Genomic DNA, 22813 nt, shown 5'->3' on the forward strand with positions numbered 1-22813 from the left:
AGACCGGCGCGCTCCAGTTGCCCGCCCGATCCGAGAAGGTGACCCAGATCTCCTTGGCGCCGTCCAGGAGGGGGTCGAGGAGCGGGTGATCGAGGGTGCGGTTGTAGGGCAGCGCGGTGGCGGCGTCCCAGTCGGTCTGCGCCGGAGGGCAGGGGGGCGTGCCGCAGGCCGCCGGATCGAGGTCGACGAACTTCACCGAGGCCAGGCCGCTGGTGATGTCCACGCCCGGGGCCGGCGCCTCGCTGGCGGTGAGGGTGACCAGCACCGACCCGTCGAGGTCGTTGGAGAAACCCGAGCCGTCCTCGACGACGATCGTGGGCTGCAGGGGCGCCGTCTGGTCGAGGACCACCGTGCCCTGGATCAGTCCGGAGAAGGCCCCGTTGCCGTAGACCTGCGCGGTCACGTTGCGCGTCCCCTCGCTCGCCGCGAGGGTGAAGGTGCCGGTGACGGAGTAGGCGACCCAGCCGCCGTTGGTCGCCGGATCGGGGTTCGCCGGATCTCCCTGGGTGGAGAAGACGGAGGGGTCCTCCGACATCCGCATGTGGGTGGTGCCGGCCGGGGCGTCGAGCTGGTAGCCCACGTCCAGGGTGTTCACGTAGGGGAAGCCGCTGTTGAGGGTCAGGCCGCCCTGCTGCCGCTCGAGGACCGGATCGTTGCCCGCGGCGTCGGTGACCCGGGTGTCCTGCCCGGCGGTGACGGCGAGGCCGCTGATCGAGGTGGTGACGTAGCCGTCGCGGCTCGCGACGATCTCGTAGCCGGTGCCGGCGCAGACGCCCGGGATGCGGAAGGAGCCGTCGGCGGCGGTGAGGGTCACGAAGTTGGTGCCGTTGACCTGCACCAGGATGCCGCTGTGGTCGGTGGAGCCCGAGAGCAGGATCCGGCCGACGATGGCGCCGCGCGAGGCGGCGAGCTGCACCGTGCCCAGGTCGGTGATCTGGCCGGCGGCCACCTGGTTGCCGGCGAGGCGGACCGGCTCCCAGCCGGCGAGGGAGAGATCGACCCGGTAGATGCCGGCGGTCATGCCCGAGAGGACGAAGGCGCCGGTGGGATCGGCCGCCGCGCTGTAGAGGGGGGTGGCGCCGATGCCGGCGGAGACGTTGACGCCGTCACCCGGCTCGTAGGTGACCGGCGGGGTGGCCGCGCAGACCTCGCGCTCGACGACGCCGGTGATGGCGCCGGGGTTGGAGAGGAGGACGATGGGATCCGCCTCGGGGGTGGCCGGATCGCCGTCCAGGGTGATGGTCTCGCTGATGCCGATGACCACCCCGGCGATGGTCTGGGTCTCGTAGTTCGGGAAGGAGATCTCGAAGTCGAAGGTGCCGTCGGAGATCGGGAGGTTGAAGGTTCCGTCCGGCGCCGTGAGCACGTCGAAGGGCCAGCCGATGGTCCGCACCGAGATGCCGCCGTGGAGGGTGCCGGCCGGGTCGAGGCCCTCGAGGAGCACGGTGCCCATCACCGCCGAGGGAGAGGTCTCGACGGTGGGCATCAGGTCGATGGTCCCCAGGTCCACGTTCGCCGCCAGGGGCACGGCGATGCTCCGCAGCCGGACCGGGAGGAAGCCGGGCTCGGAGAGCTCGAGGCGGTAGGTCCCGGGCACCACGTCGGGGAAGAGGAAGATGCCCTCGGCGTCGGTCCGCGCCGTGCGCTCGCTGGCCGGCGCCTCGCCGCCGTCGGTGCCGGTCGCGGGCGCGTCCTCCTCCAGGAAGATGCGCACCAGGATGTCCTCGTTCGAGGCGCGGCCGGGCAGGGTCGGGCGGCCGATCGCGTTCACGCCGCCGCGGACGGTGGCCGGCGCGGGGGTCGAGCCCTCGGGGTCGAAGGGGTTGTCCCGCACGTTGACCTCGGAGTCACACCCTCCGACGACCAGCAGCAGCAACAGCGAACCAAAGAACCATCCCGCGCGAAGCGTCTTCATCCCGTTCCTCTCCCGAACCAGGGGCACAAGTCCGCACCCGTCCCTCCCCGCCGGGGAGGACGGCGTGCGCAAGGCCCCTATCCTAGCTCACTCGCGGGCTGCCAACCGGTGAGCCAAGTCACTTCGGGGGCGCCGGCGGGAGGAATCCCCCCGCTGGCCCCTATCGGGGAGAGGCGCCAGTTAAATCAGCGGTTTAGGTAATCGCTGATCCGGCCCTCGAGGATGGAGAGGGGCTGGGTGTTGGTGGCGGTGTCGAACCAGGGCATCGGCCGGATCATCCGGCCGTTGTTGTTGATGCCCGTCCAGCTCCCGACCGAGTCCCAGACCGTCGCGCCCGCGTTGGTGGTGAGGAAGTGCACCGGGGGCCGGGTGAAGCCTCCCAGCCACTCGTCGGCCTCGTAGCAGCGGCTCTTGCAGCGCCCCATGCCCCAGGACTCTCCGCCGAAGGTCACCGCGGCCAGGTCGGTGCCGAGGCTGGTGGCCGACATCCGAAGCGGGGTCTGGAGGTTGTAGTAGGGGCTGGCCAGGAAGATGCCCCGCGACCACTCGTCGGTCGCGCCGCAGGAGACCTGCTCGTTGCACCAGGCCAGCTGGTTGCCCCGGGTGACGACGATGCGGTAGCGCAGACCCGAGGTCGTCGGCACCGGGTCGATCCGCATCGCCTTGGGGAAGGCGATGGTGCGGTTGCGGAAGATCGTCCCGAGGGAAGACCACTCCCCGGCGAGGTCGCAGCCGGTGGTCAGGGTGCAGCGGTAGAGGAAGGTGTCCAGGTTGGTCGGGTTCTCCCACTCGGGGGTCCAGTAGAGGTAGGTGCCCGCCATGATGGCGAGGGCGCCACCCTCGAAGCTCCGATCCCAGCGGACCGTGGTGAAGTCGGCGAGGGCATCGCAGCCGGTGGACTGCTGACAGGAGGAGAGGTTCATCTGGCCGGTGAGCGGGGCCGCGCCCGCGTCGGTCAGGTCCCAGCTCAGGTAGACCCCGGTTCCGTCGGTCACCATCGAGATCGAGCGGGGCGCGACGTTCGGGGTCGGGACGGCGTCGGTCCCGGTGTCGTTGACGAGCCGGACCTCCTGGAAGTCGGTGGAGATCGTGCAGGCGGCGTCGATGGTCTTCCACTCGTACTCGAGGTTCTGGGGCTCGGTCGCGTAGGCGTAGGCGACGCTGACCCGGGTGTTGTCCATCGCGATGGCCAGGTCGCCGATCATGTCCGGGCCGGGCGCCGAGCCCAGATCCCGTGCGTTCTCGAAGACCGCGGTCTTCCAGTTCGACTGCTGGCCGCAGTTGGAGCTCAGGGGGCAGGTGGCCACCACGACCTCGCCGGTGACCGGGACGTAGACCACGCCGTGGCAGTTCGAGTTGTTGGCGTACTTGGAGAAGGCGTCGCCGATGTCGGGGATCAGGTCGAAGACCTGCGCGGGCCAGGCGGTGAAGACCGGCTCGGCCGGTCCCTGGTCCAGTCCGCTGAAGCTCGAGACCACCCCGTGGTGGGCGGTGGCGTTGAGCGGCGGCACCGGGGTCCCCTCGCTCGCCAGGGTGGCGACGACCACGCTGGAGTCGAAGGGATCGGTGGCGACGGTGCCGTTGTAGTCGATGCGGTAGCCCTGGATGGAGCTCGTGTTCTGGGCCAGCCAGGAGGCCCGCATGCCGCCCGACTGGAAGTCGGGCAGCAGGGCCCGTCGCATGGGCGCCCGGGTGGGCGGCTCCATCAGGTAGGTCCGCACCTCGTCGGCGCCAGCGATGATCAGCGGGTTGCCGTCGATGTGGGTGACCAGCGCCTGCGGCCGCTGGAGGAGCCCCTCGAGGAGGGTGGAGGCGTTCCAGTTCGCGGCGACGCCGCAGTCGCTGGCGTGCGTGTTGCAGCGGGCGCCCAGCAGGTTGCGGGTGCCCAGGTCGATGGCGGCGGTGCTCAGGATCCCGGCGTGCCAGGTGAGCTGGGCGTCCTGGCCCTCCAGGCGGAACCAGGGTGAGGTGGTCAGGAAGCGGACGTCCGCGGCCAGGTTCAGCTCGTAGAGCACGTCTCCGGCGGTGAAGTTCGCCGCGGAGGAGCAGGAGTAGGCGTTCCAGGTGAGCATCGGTGAGCCGATGTCGCAGGTCCAGAGCATGCCCTCGGCGGTGGTGGCGCCCTCGGCCAGGGAGTGGACGTAGAGCCGCTCGTCACCCTCCTTCACCGTGGTCGAGTAGTGAGCCCCGCTCCGGGTCCCCAGGTGGACCGCCCGCCAGGGCGTGGTGGTGCCGCAGTTCAGGGTGATCGGGCAGCCGCGCAGGACGGTGCTGTAGGTGCCCGCGCCGCTGTCGTAGGCGGTCTGGCTGATCCACATGTGGTTCTCCCCGATGTCGAGCTCCAGCGAGGTGTAGTCGTAGGGCCAGCCGATGCCGTTGACGCCGGCGGGGAGATCGATCGTCGTCGTCCCGGTCGCGATGGCGGCGGGGCCGGACCAGTCGCTGGCGTTCGTGCAGAAGGTGTCCAGGTAGCAGTAGTGGATGTTGGTCACCGGCGTCGCGCCGTTGACGTCGAGGTAGGCCACCGCGATGGCCTTGCCGCCGGCCGCCGCGTCGAAGGAGAGCCCGGAGGGCTCGGTCGAGGTCGCGCCGAGGCTCACGTAGTCCCAGTTGGCGACGTCTCCGATCAGATCCGGATCCTGATCGAAGTAGAGCGCCTCGAGGGTGTAGGCGCCGGGGGTGGTGCCCCGGATGGCGAAGATCCAGACGTGGCTGGCCCAGGAGGTGATCGAGATGGCGCGCAGGTCGGCGCCGCCCGGATCCCAGACCGAGAGGTTGAAGCCGGCCTCGCTGCAGGGCTGGTTGCGGCCGTCGCAGACGCCCAGCGCGATGCCGCTGCCCGAGGGGCTGATCCGGGGGATGAGGACCTGGCCGCGCCAGCTCAAGACCTGGTCGTGCCAGTCGGGCACCGAGGGCATGCCGGTGGTGACCGAGGGGGCGAGGCCCACGAAGGCCTCGATCAGCGCGCTCTCCGCGCTCTCGTTGCCCGCCTGGTCGAAGGCCGAGGCCCGGAACTCGTAGGGGCTGAAGGCCGGCAGCCCGGTCACCCAGTCGGAGGAGGAGGCGAGGTCCGCCGTCGCGATCTTGGGGCCGCCCTTCTGGTAGACGTGGATCCGGTAGTGATCGAAGCCCGAGCGGACGTCCGCGCCGCCGCTGACGTTGACCAGCGCCGAGGTCGTCCGCGGCGAGATGGCGTCGATCCGGGGGACGTCGGGCGGGGTCTGATCCAGCAAGATGTTGTCGGTGGCGTAGTTCGACTCGTTGCCGGCGGCGTCCCGGAGGATGACGCCGACCCACTGGTTGCCGTCCCCGACGGGGAGGGTGAAGGCGTGGTCTTCACCGGGGGAGGCCGCCACGCAGGCGGCGGCGAGGCAGTTGGTCCAGGTGGCGCCGCCGTCGGTGCTGTACTGGGTCGCGTCCGCCGCCCAGAGGCTCAGGGTCACGCCGGTCACGTTGGTGAACTCGGCGCCGCCGTTGATGATCAGGCCCGGCGAGGTGGGCGCCGTCTCGTCGAGGGTGATCGTGTCGGAGAGGCTGGCGGAGACGTTGCCGGCCTGGTCACGGAAGCGGACGTAGACCGTCTTCAGGCCGTCGCCGGCCCGCAGGGTGTAGTCGAGGTTGACCGTCCCGCCGGCCGCGTAGGGCTGCCAGGCCACGCCGGAGAAGGTCGGGTCCTCGGCGATCTGCACCTCGAGGAAGGCCTGGCCGGTCATGTTGTCGAAGGCGCCGGAGATCCGCACGGTGAGGTCGCGGACCATGGTCAGGTTCTGGTTGTTCGACCCCTGGGCCTTGCCCCAGAGGTTGATCGTCGCGGCGCTGACATCGGGATCCACGTCGTCGAAGCGGATGGTGTCGGCGACGACCGTCGTGCGGCCGGCGACGTCCTTCAGGCAGACGTAGACCTTCTTCGTGCCGTTGACCGGGTCGAGGCTCCAGATCTTGGTCGAGGCGAAGGCCTCGAAGGGCGCCTGGGTGCAGGGGGCCGAGGTGTTCGACACCAGCATCTGGGTGACGTCCGCCGCGGCCGTCAGCGCGAGGTTGACGCTCTGGTTGGTGGTGTAGACGTCGTTGTCGTTGATGACCACCGAGCCCGTCGGGTTCAGCGTGTCCAGGACGATCGAGTCGGAGTAGGCGCTGCGGTTGCCAGCCCGATCCAGGAGGCAGACCGTGACCGTCTTCGAGCCGTCCGGCGGGACGAGGCCGATGCTCACCGCCCCCGCGGGGGAGGTGGCCGGCGGGACGACCACGGTGTGGGAGGCCACCGGGATGAGGTTGCAGTCGAGGCTGCCGTTGGCGAGGTAGTAGCCGATGGTGTCGTTGGAGAAGGTGAGATCCACGCTCACCGTCGAGGTCTGGCTGTAGTCCGCGCCGCCGGCCAGCGCGATCGTCCCGGTCGAGGGGACGGTGTCCAGCTCGATGCTGTCGGTGGACGAGGTCGTGTTCCCCGCGGCGTCCCGGAAGCAGGCCGTCACGTTCTTGGTGCCCTCTCCCGAGGGCAGGGTCCAGGTCTGGCTCGCCACGTAGGGCTGGTAGGCGGCCGTGGCGCAGACCAGGGAGGTGCCGTCCACGACGGAGATCTCCACGCTGCCGTCCCGGGGGCCGAACTGCAGGGAGACGTCCCGGCGGGTGGTGTAGCCGGGGAGGCCCGCGGTCGAGACGATGGTCAGAGCCGAGGTGGGGCTCACGCGATCCAGGATGATGGTGGCCGAGGTGCTCGAGGTCCGGCCCGCGGCGTCCTTCACGCAGACCGAGACGGTCTTCGCGCCGTCGTTCCCGGGGATCAGGTCGGCCGGATCGAGATCGAAGCTGGCCACCGAGGGGGCGTAGGAGACGTAGGAGGCCGCGCCGCAGTCGATGGCGCCGTTCACGACCGCCATCTCGTCGACGTCGGAGGCGGCCGTGAGGGAGAGGTCCACCGTGTCCGAGGTCGTGAAGGCGGCCCCGCCCGCGATCGTCAGGCTGACCGTCGGGTCCACGCGATCGAGGATGATGTCGTCGCTCTTGGCGACGGTCCAGCCAGCGGCGTCCTTGAAGCAGGCCACCACCGTCCGCAGGCCATCCTGATTCTGGAGGGGGTGGTTGTTCACCGGGTTGACGAAGGGGCCGTAGGTGGCGCTCGAGCAGTCGAGGCTCTCGTTGCCGATGGCGACGGTGACGGTCTCGGGGGTCGTCAGGGTGAGGGTCACCTGACCGCTGGCGTTCGTCGTGTAGGCGGCGCCGGCGTTGATGGTCAGGGTCGCGGTCGAGGGCGGGTTGGTGTCCAGGGTGATGGCGTCGCTGACCGAGGCGGTGTTGCCCGCGGCGTCCTTCAGGCAGACGCTGACGGTCTTGCTGCCCTCACCGGCCGGGAGGCTCCAGGCCCGAGCGGCCGAGAAGGGCTCGTAGGTCACGCTGCCGCAGAGGATCGTCCCGCCGTCGGCCACCGAGATCGCCACGACGTCGGCGGCGGCGGTGATGTCGAGGGTGACCGACTGGGTCCGGGTATGGGAGGCGCCGCCGTTGATGGCGACGGAGCCCGAGGGCGCCACCGAGTCGACGAGGATGCTGTCCGAGGCGCTGGCGCGCAGGCCGGCGGCGTCCTCGAAGCAGACGCTCACGGAGCGCGTGCCCTGGCCGCCCAGGGTCAGCCCCTTGGTGGTGGCGAAGGCCTCCCAGACCAGGGTGCCGTCGCTGCAGACGATGCTGGCGGCCTCGCGGACCGCCATCAGGACGGTGTCCGCCGGGGCGGAGAGGTTGAGGGTCACGCCGGTCGAGGTGGCGTAGACCGCGCCGGCGTCGATGGCGACGGAGCCCGCGGGCGGCGAGGTGTCGAGGGTGACCGTGTCCACCGCGGAGCCGCGGTTGCCGGCCACGTCCCGGAAGCAGGCGACGACGGTCTTCACGCCATCACCGCTCGAGGGCGGGAAGGTGGTGCTGGCGGCGGTGGCGCCGGGGGTGACGCTGGTGTAGGTGGCGGCCGCGCAGTCGAGGGAGCCCTCGGCGATGGCGTAGCCATCGGTGTCGTCGGGGAAGGTCAGCGCCACCGCGAAGGGGGTCGAGGTCGCGTGGGCCTGTCCGCCGGCGAGGGTGATGGTCCCCGCGGGGGCCGAGGTGTCGAGGGTGATGGTGTCCGAGGCGGAGCCGGTGCGGCCGGCGGCGTCCCGGAAGCAGGCGGTGACGGTCTTGCCGCCGTCGCCGGCCGTGAGCACCCAGGTGCGCGGCGTGGTGAAGGGCCCGTAGCTGGCGGTGTCGCAGTCCAGGCTCGCGGCGTTGGCGATCGCGACCTCGGCGACGTCCGCCGGGGCCGTGAGGTCGAGGCTGACCACCGTGCTGGTGGTGTAGGCGGCGCCCGCCGCGATGCTCAGGGTGCCCGTGGTCGGGCTGGAGGTGTCGAGGATGATCGTGTCCGAGGCGGAGGCGGTGTTGCCGGCGCCGTCGCGGTAGCAGACGCTCACGGTCTTCGTGCCGTCGGCGCCCGGCAGGGGCCAGGTGAGGGAGGAGACGAAGGCCTGATAGGTCGCGCTGCCGCAGTTGATGGTGGCGCCGTCGGCGACCGCGAGCTGGGTGGTGTCCGACGGGGCGCTGAAGGTGAGGGTGACGCTGCTGTCGGTGTCGTAGAGGGCGCCGTTGTCGATGCTGACGCTCCCCACCGGGGCGCTGCGATCGAGGAGGATGGTGTCCTGCGCGGTCACGGCCCGGCCGCCGGCCTCCCGGATGCATGCCACGACGGTCTTCACCCCGTCGCCGCTCGAGATCGTGAAGGAGGTCGACGCGGAGGTGTTGCCCACGGTGACCGCGGTGTAGGTCGCGCTGCCGCAGTCGAGGGCGTTCTCGGCCAGGGCGTAGCCGTTGGTGTCGGCGAGGAAGGAGAGGCCGACCGCGACCGAGAGGTCGGCGCTGTAGGCGCTGCCCGCGTCGAGGCTGAGGGCGCCCGTCGGCGGGGCGGTGTCGAGGGTGATGGCGTCGGTGGTGCTGCTGGTGCGGCCGGCGGCGTCCTTGAAGCAGACGCTGACGCTCTTGCTGCCGTCGGCGCCCGGGAGGGTGTGGGCGACGAGGCTGGCGAAGGGCTGGTAGCTGGCCGTGCCGCAGTTGATGGTCGCGCCGTTGGCGATGGCCAGGCTCGTGGTGTCCGGCGGAGCGGAGAGCGCCAGGCTCACGCTGGCGGAGAAGGTGTAGCCGGCCGGGGAGGCCACGAGGGTGTAGCCGCTGGTGTCACCCTGGATGGAGAGGGTCCCGGCCGGATCGGTGGTGTCGAGGGTGATGGTGTCCTGGGCGCTGGCGGTGAGGCCGGCCGCGTCCTTGAAGCAGACGCTGACGGTCTTGGTGCCGTCGGGGCCCGGCAGGGGCCAGGCCAGGGGGGAGGCGAAGCCCTGGTAGGTCGCCGTGCCGCAGTTGATGCTCGCGCCGTCGGCCACCGCCAGCTCGGCGGTGTCGGCGGGGGCGCTGAAGGCGAGGGAGGCGGCGCCCGTCGTGTTGTAGGTGGCGCCGAGATCGATGGTGATCGTCCCGGAGGGCGGCGTGGTGTCGAGGATGATGGTGTCGGCGCTCCAGGCGGTGTTGGTGGCCGCGTCGATGAAGCAGGCCGAGACGGTCTTGGTGCCGTCCCCGGCGGCGAGGGTGTGGGTCGTGCTCGCGGCCGTGTCTCCCACGGTGACCGGGGTGTAGGTGGCGGAGGCGCAGTCGATGACCCCGTCGCCCAGGGCGTAGCCGGTGGTGTCGTCGGGGAAGGCCAGGGCCACGGCCACGGTGGTCCCGGTGGTGTAGGCGACGCCGGCGGCGAGGGTGATCGTGCCCGTGGGGCTGGAGGCGTCGAGGATGATGATCGCCGAGGTGGTGCCGGTGCGTCCGGCGGCGTCCCGGAAGCAGGCCACCAGGTTCTTCGAGCCGAGGGCCGCGGAGAGCGTGAAGGCCATCGAGGGGGTGTAGGGCTGGTAGGCGGCCGTGGCGCAGTCGAGGGTGGCGGCCTCTCGCACCGCCAGGCCCGTCACGTCGGTGGAGGCGGTGAAGTCGAGGACCACGGACGCGGTCTGGGTGTGGGTCGCGCCGGCGTCGATGGTCATCGAGCCGGTGGGGTTCGCCGTGTCGAGGGTGATCGTGTCGCTGGCGCTGTCCCGGTTGCCGGCGGCGTCCTCGAGGCAGGCGGTGACGGTCTTGAGGCCGTCGCCCGCGGAGAGGGACCAGGTGAAGGGAGAGGAGAAGCCCACGTAGGTGGCCGTGGCGCAGTCGAGGGTCGCGGCGTTGGCGATCGACATCCGGGCGGTGTCGGCCGGGACGGCGAAGCGCAGGGAGACGGTGGTGCCGGTGGCATAGGTGGCGCCGCCGTCGATGGTGACGGTGCCCGAGGGCAGGCCGGTGTCGAGGATGATGGCCGCGGAGGTGGAGATCACCCGGCCGGCGGCCTCCCGCACGCAGGCGACGACCGTCTTGGTGCCGTCTCCGGCGGAGAGGGTGAAGCTGGTCGAGGCCGAGGTGTTGCCGATGGTGACGGCGGTGTAGGTCGCGTTCGCGCAGTCGAGGGACGACTCGGCCAGGGCATAGCCGCTGGTGTCGTCGAGGAAGGAGAGCCCCACGGCGACGCCGAGATCACGGGTGTAGGCGGCGCCGGAGTCGAGGGTCAGCCCCAGGGTGGGCGGCGCGGTGTCGAGGGTGATCGAGGCGCTGGTCGAGGCCGTGTTCCCGGCGGCGTCCTTGAAGCAGACGCTGACGTCCTTGGAGCCGTCGCCCGCCGGCAGGGTGTGGGGGATCACGCCGGCGAAGGCCCGGTAGGTGGCGGTGTTGCAGTCGAGGGTCGGGCCGTCCGCCAGGGCGACCTGGGTGGTGTCGGCGGGCGCGGAGAGCAGAGCCTGCACCGCCGGCGAGAAGGTGTAGCCCGTGCCGCTCCCGGCGAGGGTGTAGCCCGAGGTGTCACCCTGGAGGGCGATCGTCCCGGCGGGGAGGGTGGTGTCCAGGACGATCTCGTCCTGCAGGGGCGCGGTGTTCCCGGCGGTGTCCTCCAGGCAGCCGTACACCGTCCGGGTGCCGTCGCCGGCGGCGAGGGTCCAGGCCCGGCTCGGGGCGAAGGCCTGCCAGCCGGTGGCGGCGTCGCAGTCGGCGATGGCCGTGTTCGAGAAGGTCATCCGGGCGGTGTCGCCCGGCGCCACGATCTCGAGCTGCACGCCCACGGCGTCGGTGTAGAGCGCGCCCCCGTCGATCGCGAGGGTGCCCACCGGGGCGGTCTGGTCGAGGGTGATGGTGGTGGCGTAGGAGGCGGTGTTGCCCGCGCCGTCCTCGAAGCAGACGACCAGGGTCTTCACGCCGTCCCCGGCCGGCAGGCTCCAGGTGGTGGAGGTGCTGGTGCCGGTGGTGCCGGTGTAGGTGGCGACGCCGCAGTCGAGGGCGCCGTTGGCCAGGGCGTAGCCGGCCGTGTCGCTCGAGTGGGTGAGGTCCACCGAGACGGAGACGGTGTCCGTGACGGCCGCGCCGGCGTCGAGGACGATCGAGCCGGCGGGGACGGTCGTGTCCAGGACGATCGTGTCCGCCGCGCTGCCGGTGCGGCCGGCGGCGTCCCGGAAGCAGACCGTGACGGTCTTGGTGGCGTCGCCGCCGGTCAGGACCCAGGAGCGCACGCTGGCGAAGGGCTCGTAGGTGGCGGTGCCGCAGTCGAGGGCGCCGTTGCCCACGGCCATGTGGGTCACGTCGGCGTCGGCGGTGAGGGTGAGGGTCACCGGGGTGTTCGTGGCGTAGGCGGCGCCGCCGTCGATGGCCACGCTGCCGCCGGTGGGGTCGGTGGTGTCGAGGACGATCTCGTCCTGGACGGCGTAGGTGTTGCCGGCGGCGTCGCGCAGGCAGGCGTGGACGGTCTTGGTGGCGTCGCCGGTGGCCAGGGTCCAGGCCCGGGAGGGGCTGTAGCCCGAGTAGCCGGTGGCGGTGTCACAGTCGGCGATGGGGCTGTTGGAGATGAGCGCGTCGGCGGTGTCGGCCGGGGCGGTGAAGCTCAGCACGACCGCGGTGCCGGTGGCGTAGGTCCGGTCGCCGTCGATCCGCAGGGTGCCGACCGGGGCCTCCCGGTCGACGATGATCGTGCCGGCGGCGTTGATCACGTTGCCCACCGCGTCGGTGAAGCGGACGTAGAGGGTCGCCAGGCCGTCCACCGGCTCCAGGGTCCAGCCGGGGATGGCGTGGGAGGCGTCGGGCACGCCGCCGGTCGCCGGCCAGGGATCGGTCTGGCTGGTGGTGAAGCCCGGATCGTTGGAGAGCTGCACCGAGGCCATCCCCGAGCTGGCGTCGGTCGCCGCCAGGACGAGATCGACCGTGAGGTCGCGGGTGTAGCTGCTGCCGCCGTCGAGGGTGACCGCGACGCCGGTCGGGGCCTGCCGATCGAGGGTGACGCTGACCTGGCCGCTGCCGATGTTGCCGGCGATGTCCCGCACCTCGACGTGGACGGTGTGGAGCTGATCGACCGGGGGCAGGGTCCAGTCGAGGGCGGCGGCGAAGGGCTGCCAGATGGCGCCGGCGAAGTCGGCGCGGTTGGCGATCCGCATCTGGGCGGCGTCGGCCGGGTCGGAGACCGTGATGGCCAGGCTCACCTGGGGGATGCCGGTGTGGGTGACGAGGCCCGAGCCACCGTCGATGCGGGCCGCCTGCGAGGTGAGGACGACGCCCGTCAGGGTCGGGGAGGTTCCGTCGAGGACGACGTCCACGCTCGCCGGAGGCGAGAGGTTGCCGGCGGCGTCACGCAGGGTGACGATCACCCGCTGGCGGCCCTCGGTGGTGTCGAGCGTGAGGACCTGCGAGGGGGAGTAGGTGCCCCAGGTCATGGCGGTGCGGCGGATCGTCTCGTTGCCCGAGGCGTCCAGCATGGCCACCTCGATCATCATCTCGTGGCCGTCGAGGGGCCCGGGGATCGCGGTGGTCAGGAGGGTGACGTTGGTGGCCGTCACGTGGGTGAAGCCGGTGACCGGATCGGTCACGCCGTCGGCGAGGCGCGCGCCGGCGACGGTCGGGTTGCTCTGATCGACGATCACGCTGGCCGAGAGGGTGGCCGAGCGGTTGTCGGCGTCGTCCCGGAACTGGGCGTAGATGGTGTGCGAGCCCTCCGCCAGCGGGGGCGGGGTGGGGGCCGGCAGGCTGACGGGCCAGTAGTAGTTGGTGACGTAGCCCACCCAGGGCTCGGGGTTGCCGGCGGCGTCGAGGAAGCTCGGGTTCTTGGAGAAGACCATCTGGGTCGAGTCGGCCGCCGAGACGCGCAGCCGCAGGTTCCCCGAGCTCGAGTACTGGATGGGGACCCCGCCGGTGTCGACGATGTCGAAGGCCAGCGCGATCGGCAGCGCCCGGTCGAGGACGATGTCGTCGAAGAGGGCCTGGGTGATGTTCCCGGCGGCGTCCATGAACTGCACCCAGACCTCCTTGGTGCCGTCGGTCTGGGCGTCGAGGAACCAGGTGATCTGCGGCGAGAAGGGCTGCCACTGGGCGCCGAGGAAGGCCGAGTCGTTGGCCAGGCGCATCTGGATGCCGGGGTAGTCGTCGGTGGCGGTGAGCGAGACCGAGACCCGATCCGAGCGGGCGAAGGCGTCACCGTTGTTGATGCTCACCGAGATGCCGGCGGGGGGCTGCCGGTCGAGGATGAAGCCCGCCGAGACCGGCGCGCTCCAGTTGCCCGCCCGATCCGAGAAGGTGACCCAGATCTCCTTCGCGCCGTCGGCGAGGGGATCGAGGGTCGCGTGGTCGATCGTCCGGTTGTAGGGCTGGGCGATCGCGGCATCCCAGTCGGCCTGGAGCGGCGGGCAGGGCGGGGCGCCGCAGAGGGTGGGATCGAGGTCGACGAACTTCACCGAGGCGAGACCGCTGGTCACGTCCACGCCGGGCGCCGGCGCCTCGCTGGCGGTGAGGGTGGTGAGCACCGACCCGTCGAGGTCGTTGGAGAAGCCCGAGCCGTCCTCGACGACGATCGTGGGCTGCAGGGGCGCCGTCTGGTCGAGGACGACCGTGCCCTGGATGAGGCCGGAGAAGGCCCCGTTGCCGTAGACCTGGGCGGTGACCTCGTGGGTGCCCTCGCTGGAGGTGAGGGTGAAGGTGCCGGTGACGGAGTAGGCCACCCAGCCGCCGTTGGTGCCCGGATCGGGGTTGGAGGGGTCGCCCTGGGTGGAGAAGACCGAGGGGTCCTCCGAGATCCGCATGTGGGTGGTGCCGGCCGGGGCGTCGAGCTGGTAGCCCACGCCGAGGGTGTTCACGTAGGGGAAGCCGCCGTTGAGGGTCAGGCCGCCCTGCTGGCGCTCGAGGACCGGGTCGTTGCCCGCGGCGTCGGTGACCCGGGTGTCCTGCCCGGCGGTGACGGCGAGGCCGCTGATCGAGGTGGTGACGTAGCCGTCGCGGCTCGCGACGATCTCGTAGCCGGTGCCGGCGCAGACGCCCGGGATGCGGAAGGAGCCGTCGGCGGCGGTGAGGGTCACGAAGTTGGTGCCGTTGACCTGCACCAGGATGCCGCTGTGGTCGGCGGCGCCCGAGAGCTCCATCCGGCCCATGATGGCGCCGCGGGAGGCGGCGAGGCGGATCATCCCGAGGTCGGTGAGCTGCCCGGCCGACACCTGGTTGTTGCGGATGGTGACCGTCTCCCAGCCGTCGAGGGCGAGGTCGACGCGATAGGAGCCGGCGGCGAGCCCGCCGAGGGTGAAGGCGCCGGTGGGATCCGCCACGGCGTTGTGGGTGGTCGCCGTCCCCACGCCTCCGGTGATCAGCACGCCGTCGCCGGCCTCGTAGCTCACCGGCGGGGTGGCGGTGCAGAGCTCGCGCTCGACCGTGCCGATGATGGCGCCCGGGTTGGAGAGGAGGATCAGGGGGTCGGCCTGGGGGGTCGAGGTGTCGCCGTCGAGGGCGACGGTCTCGCCGACGCCGACGGTGATCCCGGAGAGGACGAGGGTCTCGTAGTTCGGGAAGGAGATCTCGAAGTCGAAGGTGCCGTCGGAGATCGGGAGGTTGAAGGTGCCGTCCGGCGCCGTGAGCACGTCGAAGGGCCACCCGACGGTCCGCACCGAGATGCCGCCGTGCTCGGGAGCGAGGGGGTCGCGGCCCTCGAGGAGCACGAGGCCGGTCACCGCCGAGGGGGCGGTCTCGACGGTGGACACCAGCTCGATGATCCCGAGGTCGACGTTCGCCGCCAGGGGCACCGCGACGCTGCGCAGGGTCACCGCGGCGAAGCCCGGCTCGGCGACCTCCAGGCGGTAGATGCCCGGCGCCACGTCGGGGAAGAGGAAGATGCCCTCGGCGTCGGTCCGGGCCGTGCGCTCGCTGGCCGGCGCCTCGCCGCCGTCGGTGCCGGTCGCGGGCGCCTCCTCCTCCAGGAAGATGCGCACCAGGATGTCCTCGTTCGAGGCGCGGGCGGGCAGGGCCGGGCGCCCCGGCGCGTTCACGCCGCCACGGACGGTGGCCGGCGCGGGGGTCGAGCCCTCGGGGTCGAAGGGGTTGTCCCGTACGCTGATGTCGGAGTCGCAGCCCCCGACCATCAGCAGCAGCGCCATCGAACCAAAGAACCATCCCGAACGAAGCAGCTTCATCGCGTTCCTCTCCCGAAAGGACGGCGCGGGTGGGCGCTCCACCAGGAGGAGCCCACCCGCGTCACTCGACCAGCCCACTATCCTAAACCAGAAATCACGATCTCTGGTTTAGTTCAGCCGGGGGCCGTCCACAGGTGAGGAAGATCACCTCCGCCCAGAGATTTCGGGCGCTTGGGGTGCGGACCGGGGCCTCGTGCTCAGCGTGCCTGGCGGTCGTGGCGGACCCCCCCGGGCTCGAAGACCAGGGGGATCTCCAGGGTGACCACCGAGGTGGCGGGGGGGAAGCGGACATCGAGGAGGTTGTTCGCCAGGCAGGCCGTGACCTCGGGGGTCTGCAGCTCGTCGACCAGGAAGGTCCCGTCGAAGATCACTCCGTCGGTGCCGTAGCTGACCTCGGCGACCATCCGCCCCTGCAGGGCGGGGTGGTTCTTCAGGCCCCGCTCGTAGCAGCTCTGGAAGATGGGCAGGTGGCGGCCGACGATGGTGGCGAGGAGGGCCGGATCGGGGCCGGGATCCTCGGCAACGGGCTCGGGCAGGGGCTCGGGCTCCGGCGCGGGCTCCTCGGCGGCCCGGCGCGGCCGCCGGAAGTGCTGGCGCGGCGGCGCGGGCTCCTCGGCGGCGGCCACCGCCACCGGCTCGGAGGGGAAGGTCTCGCGCAGGCGGGCGAAGCGCGGGCTGGTGGCCTCCACGGCCTCGACCCGCTCCGCGGTGGAGCGGGCCTGCTCGCCGGCGCCCACCAGGATCGAGTGCCCGGCCCGGTCGACGACCTCGACGGTCCCCTTCTGCACCCCCACCTCGGTGCGGTCCGCCTGGACGTCCACGAAGAAGATCGTCCCCCGGATGATCGCGTCACCGTGGGGGGTGCGCACCCGCAGGGGCCGCTGGCCGGGCCGGCGCTGGTAGCGGGCGAGGACGGCCTGGGCGCCCAGGTGGATCACCGGCCCCTCGTCGCTCTCCTCGAAGCGCACCTGCGCCGCCTCGGTGGCGAAGGCCTCGATCCCCCGCTGGGTCTCGAGCCACCCCTCCTGCACCGGCAGGGGCTCGGGCAGGGAGAGGACGAGGAGGAGGGCGGCGGCCGCGGCGGCGAAGCCCGTGGCGGGCGCCCAGACCACCGGCCGCCGCCAGAAGGGAGCGCGCTGCTGCTCGTGCTCGAGCCGCTCGTGGATCTGGCCCAGAATCTGCCGCTTCCGGGTGTCGGTGAGGGGCTCGGGGCCGGCGCGGGCCGTGCGCTCGAGCTCGCTCTCGAAGGCGAGCTCCGCCTTGCAGGAGGCGCAGCCGGCGAGGTGGACCTCGACCCGCTGGCGCTGGAGGGGCGTCACCTCGCCGGCGCGGTAGGCGATGAGCAGCTCGCGGACTTCCAGGCAGTGAGAACGATCGTTCATGCGCTTGCTCTCCCACGGGCCTGCAGGCGCCGCTCGAGCGCGCGCCGCACTTCCTTGCGGGCGGCGCGTAGCCGCGACGCCACCGTGTTCACCGAGGCCTCGGTCAGCTCGGCGATCTCCTCGAGGGTGTGCCCTTCCACGTGGTAGAGCACGAAGACGATCCTCTTCTTGGGCTTCACCTCGCCGACGATCCCGTGGAGGAGCTCCAGCTTCTCCCGCCGCCCGGCGGCGTCGTCGGGGGCGGCCGGGCCGGCCGGCTCGAGCGCCGGCCGCAGGCTCTCGGGCTCCTGCCCGAAGCGCAGCCAGCGCTGCCGCTTGCGCAGGTGCATCAGGGCGACATTCAGGGCGACCCGGTGCAGCCAGGTGGCGAAGGCGCACTCGCCGCGGAACTCTCCGATCTTCCCGTGGATCTGCAGGAAGGTCTGCTGGATCAGGTCGTCGAGCTCGGGGTCGGGCCCCACCACGGCGTGGAGCTTGCGGTGCACCCGGTCGACGTACGCGTAGTAGAGCTCGTCGAAGGCTCCGGGGCGCCCCTCCTGGACGCGGGTGATGAGGTCCATGTCTCGCATTTTCGGTGGGTTGCGGCCCGCGGACGGGGATCCAGGGGCCTTCTAGAGAGTTTAGATGCTGTGGCCCTCGAAAGTTGTGGAAGAAAAATGTGCTGCGGGGCGCTAACCTCATGACTGACGTGAACCGCCGGCTGGTCATGCGCCCGGGATGGGTCCTCCTGGTGCTCGCCCTCGTGGTGCTGGGGAGCTGGCCCGGGCTGCGCGCCTGGGTCGATGGCGTCGAGCAGGGCCGCCCCGAGGTCCGGGCGGGAGACCTGCTGGTGGCCCGCCCCGGTGGGACCGGGCGGCTCTTCGCCGGCACGGTGGTGCTGATGCTGGCCTTCGGCCCCGAGCGCATCCTCGGGGTGGTCGTGAACCGGCCCCCGGCCGAGGAGGCGGGGGGGGCCGACGCTCCCCGCTGGGGAGGGCCGGTCGACTCCGAGCACCCGATCCTCGTCGCCCAGGCCCGCGAGGCGCCGCCCGGCACCGAGCCCATCGGGGCCGGCCTCTATTGGCGCGAGGGGAGCGGTGACTGGCCGCAGGGGGCCCTGCGCGCCCGCACCTTCCAGGGCTACTCGGGCTGGGCGCCGGGCCAGCTCGAGGACGAGATCCTGCGCGGCTCCTGGATCGTGAGGCGCGCCGAGGCCGGGCTGGTCTTCGGGCAGAACGATCGCGACACCTGGCTCATCGCCCTCGGCGAGTCCATCCGCTAGGTCGCCTCCATCGCGGCCGTCGTGGGCCGGAGGGGGAGTACCGGGCCGGGGGACGCTCCCCTCCCGGAAGCCCGCGAGGCGCCGCGAGGGAAGCACTAGGGCGCGATGGGCTCGCCGACGGGGGTGAGGTGGTAGCGGCCGTCGGGGTGGACGCGGACCCGGGGCGGGCGGTGGGTCCGCTCGAAGTGGAGGTAGCCGGGCTGCAGCTCCTTCCAGAAGGCCTGCAGCTGCGGATCGTCGTGCTCGGCGCGCAGGTCGGCGAGGCCCGCGTCGGTGAGGCGGGCGGGGAAGACGTGGACGGGGATGCGCTCCTGGCCGGCGAGGTGGGTGTCGAGGGTGGCGAGGAAGAGCAGCTCGATGGGGCCGTCCTCGATGGGGACGCAGCCGATGGTGACGCAGGAGCCGTGGACGAAGATGTCGCCGCCCAGGTCCTCCACGCCCAGCGCGCGCCCCCGGATGCGGTCGGAGCGGTTGGGGTAGTCGAGGCCCAGGGAGAGGTGGAAGTTCGACCAGGCGTTGTAGCGGTCGATGCCGTAGAAGCCCTCGGGCACCTGCAGGTCGCCGCGCCGTCGCTTGGGGCCGAGCACGCCGGAGTCGGCGCAGACCTCGAAGGTCTTCACCAGCACCATCGGGGCGCCCACCTTCCCGCCCCAGAGCTCGACCTGCCGCTCCTTCTTGAAGATCCGCAGGTAGAGGCGGGGGGGCACCGCCGGCAGGCCGGCGTCGGTGAAGAGCTTCCGCAGCTCCTCGCCCCTGCGCGCGCGCGCGTCGACGGTGCGGGGGGCGTCCCGGGGAGGGGAACGCGCGAGGGCGGGAGATGCTCCCACGAGGGGGAGGAGACCCGCGAGGAGCACCATCACCGCCGCTCGTCGCATCGATGAGGCCAACCGGGGAGGGGCCGGGGTCATTCCGGGAAAAGCGCAGGGCACGGATCGGTTATCCGTCATCACCGCCCGGCTGTCCGTATCCTTCCGGTAACGTCTCGTCCTCCCGTGGGAGCCCTCGCCGCTGGCTGACGAGCCAGCCGATCCCCACGAGGAGCGGACAGGAGACGAGGAGCGCGAGCGCCAGCAGGGTGAGGCCGTCCATACTCTTCACTTCGCCCCGGGGACCGGTTCGGTTACAGCGGGCCCTGAGTCCCTAGTGGGCCTCGAGCTGGAGCCCGGGGCTCCCCGCGGCCCGGATCCAGAGCACCTCGGCCAGGTCGTCGAAGAAGGCCCCGTCGGCCGGCGCCGCGGCGTCGAAGGCGGCGCGGTCGGCGTGCATCGTCAGGGCGGTGCCACCGGAGCTCACCCCCAGGGGGGCCTGCGCCGAGCGCAGGTGCCAGGCGATCTCCACGACGTGGGTCCGGGCCAGGGGTGCATCGCTCACGGTGAGGGTCAGGCCGTCGGCGCCCTCGGCGGAGGAGAGGCAGGTGCCGTCCTCGAGGCAGAAGGTGCGCTCCGCGCCCGGGAAGATCCGCAGCCAGAGCTCGTCCTCCCGGTCGGCCCGATCGATCACCCCCGGGGCGGTGGCCTCGGCCAGGGTCTCCACCTCGGGGGAGAGCAGCGGGACGAGCGCGCCGGCCCGGGCGTAGAGGGGCAGGATCGAGAGCGGCGCGGGCACGGTGGTGGTCGTCGGCCCCTCGACCACCTCGCCGGTGAACCACTGCACCCAGCGGCCGGCCGGGAAGGTCACCTCCCGGCTGGTGACGCCGGCGTCGATCACCGGGGCGACCAGGAGGTCCTCGCCGAAGAGGTACTGGTAGGGCGCGTCGGTCGCGGCGAGGTCATCCGGGTACTGCATCCCCAGGGGCCGCAGGATGGGCGTGCCCTCGTTGCTGTTCCGGGCGACGTACGAATAGAGGTAGGGGAAGAGCCGCGTGTGGAGCCCGGCGTAGGTGCGGTAGGCGTCGAGCACCTCGGGGCCGTAGGTGGCGCCGTCCCAGGGGTTGTGGTGCTCGCCGCCGCCGCCCAGCTGCATCACCGTGCCCAGGGCGCCGTACTGGATCCAGCGGATGAAGGCCTCGTCGCTCTCGGGCCGGCCGTGGAGGTAGCCGCCGATGTCCGAGCCGAAGTGGGGGTGGAGGCTGGCCGAGAGGGAGAGGCCGGCGAGGATCACCGCGGGCAGGCCGCCCACGTGGGGCTCGTCGTCGCCGGCGATCACCTCGCCGTGCTCCTGGAAGCCGTTGCAGAGGTCGCCCGGCCAGATGGCGGTGGTCCAGGCCGCGTCGAACTGGTTGCCGGTGCGGCCGATCAGGTAGGGCTCGTGGCCGGCCTCGATCAGGGCCTCGTAGTGGGCCCGGTGGAAGAGGGCGCTGTAGCGGCCGTGGAGGGTGGTCAGCCTCGAGCCGTCGAAGGGGACCATCGTGGTCTCCAGGGAGATCGTGTCGAGGCCGGGGTTCACGTACTCGTCGAAGTCGAGCTTGAAGCCGTCGACGCCGAGGTCCACCACCTTGCGGACCTGCGTCTTCCACCACTCGAAGGCGGCGGGGTTGGTGAAGTCGACCAGGGCGCCGAGGGTGCCGCGCCAGGGCAGCTCCGTGACCTGCCCGTCCTCGTTCGTCAGCAGGTAGCCCGCGGCCGCCGCCTCCGCGAAGAGGCCGCCGGCGTTCGGGCCCTCCATGCCGCACATGGTCGCCGAGTCGTCCACGCGGTTCACGAAGGGCGAGGCCCAGACGACGACCCGCAGGCCCTGGGCGTTCATCTCCTGGATCATCGCCGCGGCGTCGGGGAACTGGGTCCCGTTGAACTCGAAGGTGTTGAAGCCGCTCTCCCAGGGAGCGTCGATCCACATCACGCTGGCCGGCAGGTCGAGGCCGCGCAGCTCGGCCACGTCCCGCAGGACGATGTCCTGGCCGGTCTCGCTGGCCAGGCAGCCCTGGTCGCAGGCGATGGTGCAGGTCACCCCCACGGCGTTGCGCCAGAGCTGCGGCCCGAAGGTCCAGGCCGGCCAGAGGGGCGGGGTGCCCACCGCGCGGGCTTCAGCGGCGAGCACCTCCAGGGGATCGTCGCCGGCGAAGAGGGTGCCGGAGAGCGCGTCGTGGACGACCGTGATGCTCGCCTCGGCGGGATCCTCGAAGTCGGCCAGGAAGGGCTCGGTGTTCTCCAGCAGCAGGCCGAAGCCGTCGTGGGTCACCAGGTTGGGGGAGCGGACGTGGCGGCCGGTGTCCCGCGACTCGGTCTCGGTGGAGAGATCGAAGCGCAGGTTGCGCGCCCGGCCGTGGTGCTCGGCGCTGTCGAAGAACTCGCCGAGGCCCCAGACGCGGGTGCGCTCGCTGGTCTCGAAGCTCAGGCGCAGATGGAGGAGATCCCGGCGGTCGCCGGTCGGGACCAGCGAGAAGGTCCAGCCCTCGCCCTCGGGGTTGGTCCGCAGCTCGAGGGCGAAGTCGTGCTCCCCCAGGCGCAGGCCCATCGAGAGGCGCTCTTGCTCGCGGATCACCTCTCCGTTCACCACCGTCGCCTCGGTCGACCAGATCACCCCGTCGTCGTAGGTGGGGTCGTAGTAGTGGTCGGGGTCCGGCCGCTCGAGGCTGCCCACCGCGAAGGCCGGCGAGCCGGTGCGCGTGACGTGCCCGTCGGGGTGGAGGAGCTCGATCGCGAAGGGCTCGGGGACGACCCGCAGCGCCGTGCCGTCGTCCCGAACCAGGACGTTGGGATCGGGCTCGGGGTCACAGCGGCAGGCCGTGAGCAGGAGGAGCGCCAGGAAGGGGGCGAGGCGCCGCATCACTCCTCCCAGATCCGCTCGACGTCCTGCGCCTTCATCTGGGGCTTGCCCTTGTACTGGCTGACCTTGCCCTTCACGTAGATCAGCTTCCCCTTCCACTTCTCGTACTCGATCTTCGCGAGCTCCTCGTCGTCGAAGGCGACGATGATGAAGTCGTTGCGGTTCCGGTGGGAGAGGGGCAGGAGGTAGGGCTTCTTGTCGAGGCGCCCCTCCCCGAAGGAGGAGAAGACCGTCACGGTCTTCCCCAGCTGCTCGCCGGCCCGCTTCAGGCCGTCGTCGGCCATCAGGTCGATGAGGGTGGGGTCCTTCGCGGCCTTCGCCCGGAAGCGGTCGATGGTCTGGGCGCGCTCCTCCCACCAGGCGAGGCGCTCGTCGTAGTCGGGGTAGTGCTTGAGCGCGTCGCTCCAGATGCCCCGGTGGGCGATGCGGGCCTCCTCCTGCGCCGCCTTGAACTCGGCGTCGAAGCGCACGCAGCGCCCGTACTTCGTGAAGTAGGGGGCCATGCCGGCGCGGACGGCCTCCAGGTTGTAGTTCACCCACTTCCCGTCCTTCTTCGCGAAGACGTAGACCAGGTGCCGCTCGTAGAAGCCGCGGGTGCGGCTGGCCTCGTCCCGCTCGAGGCGGACCTCCTTCACGCCCTTGAAGAAGCGCGCCGCCCACTCCTTGGCCAGCTCACCCAGGGGCGTCCCGTACTTCTTCGGCCGCTCGCCCTCGCCGCGCATCGCCTTCGCGTAGGCGGGGAAGTCCCGGTCGGAGGCCGCCTTGTTCTTGGGCTTCTTGAAGGTCTCCTCGGTGTCGATGCAGAGCAGGCGCAGGCTGGCGTCGAGGCCCTTCACCCGGATGGTGTCCCCGTCGATCACGGCGTCCTTGGGCTTCCCCTTCAGGGGGAAGACACCCAGCACCAGGGGGTCGGCTTCCTCGGCCTCGGTCCGGAGCGGAGTGGCGAGGAAGAGCACGCAGAGGGCCAGGAGCATCGGATTTCGCATCGCGAGCGAGCCTATCGCACCGCCTCTGAAAAAAAGATCACAAAACCCGGGACCGC

Annotated in this window: 8 protein-coding genes; 1 reads left to right on the forward strand and 7 read right to left on the reverse strand. The window is 71.6% G+C overall.

Annotated features, from left to right (window positions below; translation table 11 throughout):
• The 4 genes from P1V51_15635 to P1V51_15650 all read right to left on the reverse strand — a co-directional run.
• A partial coding sequence (locus P1V51_15635) for a carboxypeptidase-like regulatory domain-containing protein (GenBank protein MDF1564476.1) occupies positions 1-1915 on the reverse strand: 1915 nt, incomplete at its 3' end.
• A gap of 185 nt (positions 1916-2100) precedes the next feature.
• Positions 2101-15423, reverse strand: coding sequence for a hypothetical protein (locus tag P1V51_15640; GenBank protein MDF1564477.1), 13323 nt, complete (start codon positions 15421-15423; stop codon positions 2101-2103).
• Between the two features lie 197 nt (positions 15424-15620).
• Positions 15621-16805 carry an AgmX/PglI C-terminal domain-containing protein gene (locus P1V51_15645; GenBank protein ID MDF1564478.1) on the reverse strand — a complete coding sequence of 395 codons (1185 nt, stop codon included), beginning with the start codon at positions 16803-16805 and terminating at the stop codon, positions 15621-15623.
• Positions 16802-17365, reverse strand: coding sequence for an RNA polymerase sigma factor (locus tag P1V51_15650; GenBank protein MDF1564479.1), 564 nt, complete (start codon positions 17363-17365; stop codon positions 16802-16804). Before P1V51_15650 ends, P1V51_15645 begins: the two co-directional genes overlap by 4 nt.
• A 119-nt stretch (positions 17366-17484) precedes the next feature.
• Here P1V51_15650 and P1V51_15655 point away from each other — a divergent pair, with 119 nt between their 5' ends.
• A complete protein-coding gene (locus P1V51_15655) occupies positions 17485-18066 on the forward strand; it encodes a YqgE/AlgH family protein (protein MDF1564480.1) in 582 nt (193 codons plus the stop codon).
• 95 nt (positions 18067-18161) lie between these two features.
• Here P1V51_15655 and P1V51_15660 read toward each other — a convergent pair whose 3' ends face one another.
• The 3 genes from P1V51_15660 to P1V51_15670 all read right to left on the reverse strand — a co-directional run bounded on the left by P1V51_15660 (position 18162) and on the right by P1V51_15670 (position 22757).
• Positions 18162-18941, reverse strand: a complete 780-nt coding sequence (locus P1V51_15660) for a hypothetical protein (GenBank protein MDF1564481.1) — start codon at positions 18939-18941, stop codon at positions 18162-18164.
• 265 nt (positions 18942-19206) lie between these two features.
• Positions 19207-21771: a glycoside hydrolase family 31 protein gene (locus P1V51_15665; protein MDF1564482.1), complete on the reverse strand. Its 2565-nt coding sequence runs from the start codon at positions 21769-21771 to the stop codon at positions 19207-19209.
• Complete coding sequence (locus tag P1V51_15670) at positions 21771-22757, reverse strand: thermonuclease family protein (protein ID MDF1564483.1); 987 nt, start codon at positions 22755-22757, stop codon at positions 21771-21773. Before P1V51_15670 ends, P1V51_15665 begins: the two co-directional genes overlap by 1 nt.
• Between the last annotated feature and the right edge of the window lie 56 nt (positions 22758-22813).

It is taken from the genome of Deltaproteobacteria bacterium (genome assembly GCA_029210625.1).
In the GTDB taxonomy this organism is placed as follows: Bacteria; Myxococcota; Myxococcia; order SLRQ01; family SLRQ01; genus JARGFU01.

Coding starts and splice junctions, on each gene's coding strand:
- P1V51_15640 (MDF1564477.1), bottom strand. CDS start 15,423: ATGAAGCTGCTTCGTTCGGGATGGTTCTTTGGTTCGATGGCGCTGCTG.
- P1V51_15645 (MDF1564478.1), bottom strand. CDS start 16,805: ATGAACGATCGTTCTCACTGCCTGGAAGTCCGCGAGCTGCTCATCGCC.
- P1V51_15650 (MDF1564479.1), bottom strand. CDS start 17,365: ATGGACCTCATCACCCGCGTCCAGGAGGGGCGCCCCGGAGCCTTCGAC.
- P1V51_15655 (MDF1564480.1), top strand. CDS start 17,485: ATGACTGACGTGAACCGCCGGCTGGTCATGCGCCCGGGATGGGTCCTC.
- P1V51_15660 (MDF1564481.1), bottom strand. CDS start 18,941: ATGCGACGAGCGGCGGTGATGGTGCTCCTCGCGGGTCTCCTCCCCCTC.
- P1V51_15665 (MDF1564482.1), bottom strand. CDS start 21,771: ATGCGGCGCCTCGCCCCCTTCCTGGCGCTCCTCCTGCTCACGGCCTGC.
- P1V51_15670 (MDF1564483.1), bottom strand. CDS start 22,757: ATGCGAAATCCGATGCTCCTGGCCCTCTGCGTGCTCTTCCTCGCCACT.